At 61.1% G+C, this 4,520-nt stretch carries 6 protein-coding genes; 4 read left to right on the plus strand and 2 right to left on the minus strand.

Features of this window, described 5'->3' with window-relative positions:
* A partial coding sequence (locus tag EOA23_RS31785; protein ID WP_145966544.1) for a low molecular weight protein-tyrosine-phosphatase occupies nt 1-369 on the minus strand: 369 nt, incomplete at its 3' end.
* Nucleotides 370-473: 104 nt separating this feature from the next.
* On the opposite strand from EOA23_RS31785, the gene EOA23_RS31790 reads away from it, so the two are divergent.
* From EOA23_RS31790 to EOA23_RS31805, 4 genes are all read left to right on the plus strand, one after another.
* The gene (locus EOA23_RS31790) at nt 474-767 is read left to right on the plus strand and encodes a 4a-hydroxytetrahydrobiopterin dehydratase (protein WP_112129091.1); all 294 of its coding nucleotides are present in this window, start codon (nt 474-476) and stop codon (nt 765-767) included.
* A gap of 513 nt (nt 768-1,280) precedes the next feature.
* Nucleotides 1,281-1,643: a YkvA family protein gene (locus EOA23_RS31795; RefSeq protein WP_127307004.1), complete on the plus strand. Its 363-nt coding sequence runs from the start codon at nt 1,281-1,283 to the stop codon at nt 1,641-1,643.
* A 354-nt stretch (nt 1,644-1,997) separates the two neighbouring features.
* On the plus strand, nt 1,998-2,504 hold the full coding sequence (locus tag EOA23_RS31800; protein WP_042645424.1) for an invasion associated locus B family protein: 507 nt from the start codon (nt 1,998-2,000) through the stop codon (nt 2,502-2,504).
* Between the two features lie 299 nt (nt 2,505-2,803).
* Nucleotides 2,804-4,150 (plus strand): glycosyl hydrolase, encoded by a 1,347-nt coding sequence (locus tag EOA23_RS31805; protein ID WP_189341785.1) that lies wholly within the window; start codon nt 2,804-2,806, stop codon nt 4,148-4,150.
* Between the two features lie 48 nt (nt 4,151-4,198).
* Here the strand turns inward: EOA23_RS31805 and EOA23_RS31810 are convergent.
* The coding region (locus EOA23_RS31810) for a chloride channel protein (protein WP_189341786.1) at nt 4,199-4,520 on the minus strand (322 nt) is incomplete at its 5' end.

The following is a 4,520-nucleotide window of genomic DNA, read 5'->3' on the forward strand; positions in this document are numbered from 1 at the left end:
CCTTCCCATGGCGAAATCCAGATAAAGATGGACGCGGTCCCGCGCGGCCTGCGGCGCCAGCGCCTTGAGGTCGCGCGCATTGGCCCGGTCCATGCCGAGCATCAGGTCGAAGCGCGAAAAATCCTCCGGCAGCACCTTGCGTGCCCTTTGCCCTGAAATGTCGACGCCATGCTTCGCGGCCACCGCGATCGAGCGCCGGTCCGGCTCCTCGCCGGCATGCCAGCCGCCGGTCCCGGCCGAATCGAGCAGCATTTCGTGGCCCCGGCCACGCTCGGCCCAGACGGCGCGAAACACGCCCTCGGCCAGCGGCGAACGGCAGATATTGCCGAGACAGACGAACAGAACGGAATTTATCGGCTTAATGCTCATGCGATATGCGCCATTTGTGCATTTGGAACCCCAAAACCGCAAGGCAGCTTTGGGCGACTTGCATTATGGTGAGGGTCAAAATCGAGATAGCACGGGAAATCATCATGACGAGAGAAAAACTAAGCAAGGACGCGATCGCCGCCGCTCTGGCCGAGCTCGACGGCTGGTCGCTCGCCGCCGACGGCGCCTCGATCAAGCGCAGCTTCGTCTTCAAGAATTTCTCCGAGGCCTTCGCCTTCATGACCCGCGTGGCGCTGGCCGCCGAGAAGATGGACCATCACCCGGATTGGTCCAATGTCTACAAGACCGTGGACGTGACGCTGAACACGCATGACGCCGGCGGCGTGACGGCGCTCGATATCGAGCTGGCCAAGCGGATGAACCGGTATTTTCACTAAGGGCGAAGGGCCTCGCCTCACTTCGTCATTCCAGGGCGGAGCAAGGAGCGAAGCGACGCGCGCAGACCCTGGAATCCATTCCGTGACCTATGAGCGTCACGGCGGTGCAGACCATGGCGAACGTTCGCGATTGCCGAAGCCCGCGACTTTCGTCATCCACGGGCGGAGCGACGCGAAGCGGAGCGCAGACCCGAGGATCCATTCCGTGATCTGGGTCGAAGAAAGCAGCGGAGCAGAATTCTGCACCGTGGCCGCGCCTCAGCGTACCGGCATGGATTCTATGGTCTGCGCGCGTCGCTTCGCTCCTTGCTCCGCCATAGAATGACGACGGGAGGGGCGTTCCGGCCAATCCCCAACGTTGCGTTGCCAACTCGGCTACACATCGCCAGCGCTGCCGAGTCCGATTTTCCGCCCAACCAACCCCCCAACTCTTGCAGCAGCCCCCCGCTTTCACCACATCTTTCGCGGCGGGTCAGCACGCATGGGTTGCGCGCGGCCGCCAAGGAGCGATTGATGACGCAAGGTTCCGGTTTCGATTTCTTCGGCTTCGGCGACAAGCTTGCCGGCGAAGGCGAGATCCGTGACAAATTCTGGCGCACCGCCAAGAAGGCGGCGCGGCAGATTCCGTTCATGGACGAAGTCGTCGCCGCCTATTACTGCGCCATGGACAAGAATACGCCGCTGCGCGCCAAGGCCACCCTGGTCGGTGCGCTTGGCTATTTCGTCCTGCCGTTCGATTTCATTCCCGATTTCGTCGTCGGCCTCGGCTACACCGACGACCTTGCCGTGCTGACCGCGGCGATCGCCGCCGTCAGCGCCCATATAACGCCTGCCCACAGGCAGGCCGCCAAGGACGCGCTGGCCGACAAGGGCTGACGGCGGCTTGCTCAGCCCGCAAATCAGCGCGTTCGAAAGACAAACTCTTGCCGTTTTCGTGACATCCAACTCCGCGCCGGAACGTCGCGCCAGCTGCTTTCAACGTTGGCTGCGCGACGGCATGTCTCCCAAAACTGCGTAGCGGTTTTTGGGTAACGACATGCACAAGAAAAGAGACCCAAAGCACGTCGCTCGAACCCTTCGGCGTGATGTGCCTTGGGTGGGCGGTTTCCTGGGGTGAGTTCCTTTTATCGAGGACGATTCACCGTTTGGTAACCCTGATTAAATCAAAATGAAGCGACGGCAGGACGCCACGCGGCCCGCCTCCGCACCACTTGGAATACGGGAAGAACGATGCGCGGATTGATTGCTATAGTTTCCAGCCTGGTCCTGGCGGCCGCCTTCGCGGCGCCGGCGCTGGCGCAGCAGGCGACCAAGATCGGCCAGCACAACGCCTGGGGCACCTACAGCTATCAGTCGCAGGCCGGCAAGGTCTGCTATGTGCTGACCGTGCCGACCGACAAGCAGCCGCCGTCGCTCGACCATGGCGACATGTTCTTCTTCGTCAGCCAGCGTCCCGGACAGCAGGTTTCCTACGAGCCGCAGTTCATCGCCGGCTACAACTTCCAGGAAGGCTCGAAGGCCACCGTCACCATCGACAAGAAGAGCTTCTCGATGTTCACCCGCGGCAAGTCGGCCTGGGTGGAGAACGCCGCCGAGGAGCCGGTGCTGATCGCAGCCATGAAGACCGGCACCGACATGAAGGTGTCGGCGAAGTCCGGCCGCGGCAACCCCACCTCCTATGTCTTCTCGCTGAAGGGCATATCGGCCGCGCTGGCCTCGATCGCCAAGTGCAAGTAGGCAGAGACCGAGTCTGAATCCGATGGCCGGGCCGCAAGCCCGGCCGTTTTCATTTGAGAGCAATTTCCGGAAAGAATGTGGAACGGATTCGATGCGCAATTGCGCATCGGAGAGCGGGTTGGCGTTTTCATGAAATGAGCATCAGACCCTACGGCTATTTTGTAGATGAATAGCGGAATGGGTGTTACGGCAAGCAACGCTGGTTGCTATGGTGGGCATGTATGGCTCAGACCGGCGAGATGAGGACAATCCGAGGCCGAGCCATATTCCCCCGCGAGCGGACCGGAAGGAACCCTTTCGTGAGCACCCAACACCAGTGTCTTGCGATCGCCGCGATGTTGGCTCTTTGGTCTCAGGACTCGCGTGCCGACCCAAGAGCCGCCGTTCCGACCGCGGATTTTCTGAACAGCATCGGCGTCGTCAGCACATTTCCGGACCGGGGCCAGCCTTTGGCCAAGACCGTCGAGATGGTCCGCTATTGCGGCTTCCGGTGGGTGAGGGCGGGAATAGAGGGGTTAACTGACAACGGCCCCACGACCATGCAGACCTTTCTGGAACTGCATCGGCAAACCGGCGCCCGGCTGAGTTGGGGACTGGTGAGCGGTGGGTCCGACCTGAAGAAGTTGATAGAAACCGGCAAGGTATTGGCTCGGGCCAACGCGCTGCTGGCCTTTGAGGGCAACAACGAGCCAAACAACTGGCCTGTCGAGTATCAAGGCGAGAAAGGCGGCGGGCGCGGTTACTCGTGGATGGCGGTCGCGAAATTGCAGCGGGACCTTTACCAGGCGGTCAAGACGAATCCGGCCCTGGCGAAATACCCCGTGTGGTCGATTTCGGAACCGGGAGCGCAAAATGACAATGTTGGCCTTCAGTTTCTTGCAATTCCTCAGGGCGCTGGAACCTTGATGCCGGACGGCACCAGCTATGCGGACTACGCGAATGTACACAACTACCTCTATCACCCGCATTCGCCCTATCCGGCCGACAACAAGGTGTGGGATGCTGCCGACCCAACCTATGCTTCGCGGGTCGACGGACTATTCGGAAACTTCGGTCTGACATGGTCGAAATGGTTCCGGGGCTACCCGCCTGAACAACTTGAAACACTGCCGCGTGTCACGACCGAGACGGGAACCAATATCCAGGGACCGGTCACCGAAGAGTTGCAGGGTTTGAATTTGTTGAATTTGTATTTCGCACAGTTCAAGCGTGGTTATGCCTACACTTCGGTCTATCTGCTGAGGGACCGCACCGATGAGGCCGGCAACCAGTCGTTCGGTTTCTTCAGGCCCGATTATTCACCCCGCAACGCCGCGACCTACCTTCACAACGCAACGACTATTCTGGCTGACGAGGGTACGGCCGCTACGTCCGGCACGTTGGATTACACAATCGCGGACCAGCCTCCAACGGTTCATGATCTTCTCCTGCGGCGCAGTGACGGGACGTTCCAACTGGTCGTCTGGGACGAACGGTTGAACGACCAGGACCAGGTGACGGTGCGCCTTGGCGCCACGGCGGCTTCCATAAGCATCTATGATCCGACTGTCGGCACCGATCCTGTCCGGACAGTGAAGAACACTACCTCGCTCGACCTTTTGCTCAGCGATCATCCGAATGTAATCGAAATCTCGTCTGCCAGATAAGCTGGCGCGTTTGGATAAGTAGGCCGGGCTCACATCCGGTCTTCGCTTTCACAGCGGCTGTTCTGCCCCGGCAACCCTGCGCCGCCGAATCGCTTCGGCGATGAAGACCCGTGACAGCGCGTGGTAAAGAGGTTCGTTGGAGATGAGCCGGGCCGTGCCGTAGCCCAGCATCGCCGCGCACATCAGCGCGATGACATTGTCGTGGTTGCCGGTCATTTCGAGGATGATGACGAAGGCCGTCATCGGCGCCTGCACGACGCCGGCGAAATAGCCGGCCATGCCGAGCAGCGCCGCGGTTCCGGTGGCGGCGCCGAAGACCAGGCCGAGCGTGCTGCCCAGCCCCGCGCCCACCGCCAGCGACGGCGCGAAG

The sequence above is a fragment of the Mesorhizobium sp. M2A.F.Ca.ET.042.01.1.1 genome (assembly GCF_003997405.1).
Lineage (GTDB): Bacteria > Pseudomonadota > Alphaproteobacteria > Rhizobiales > Rhizobiaceae > Mesorhizobium.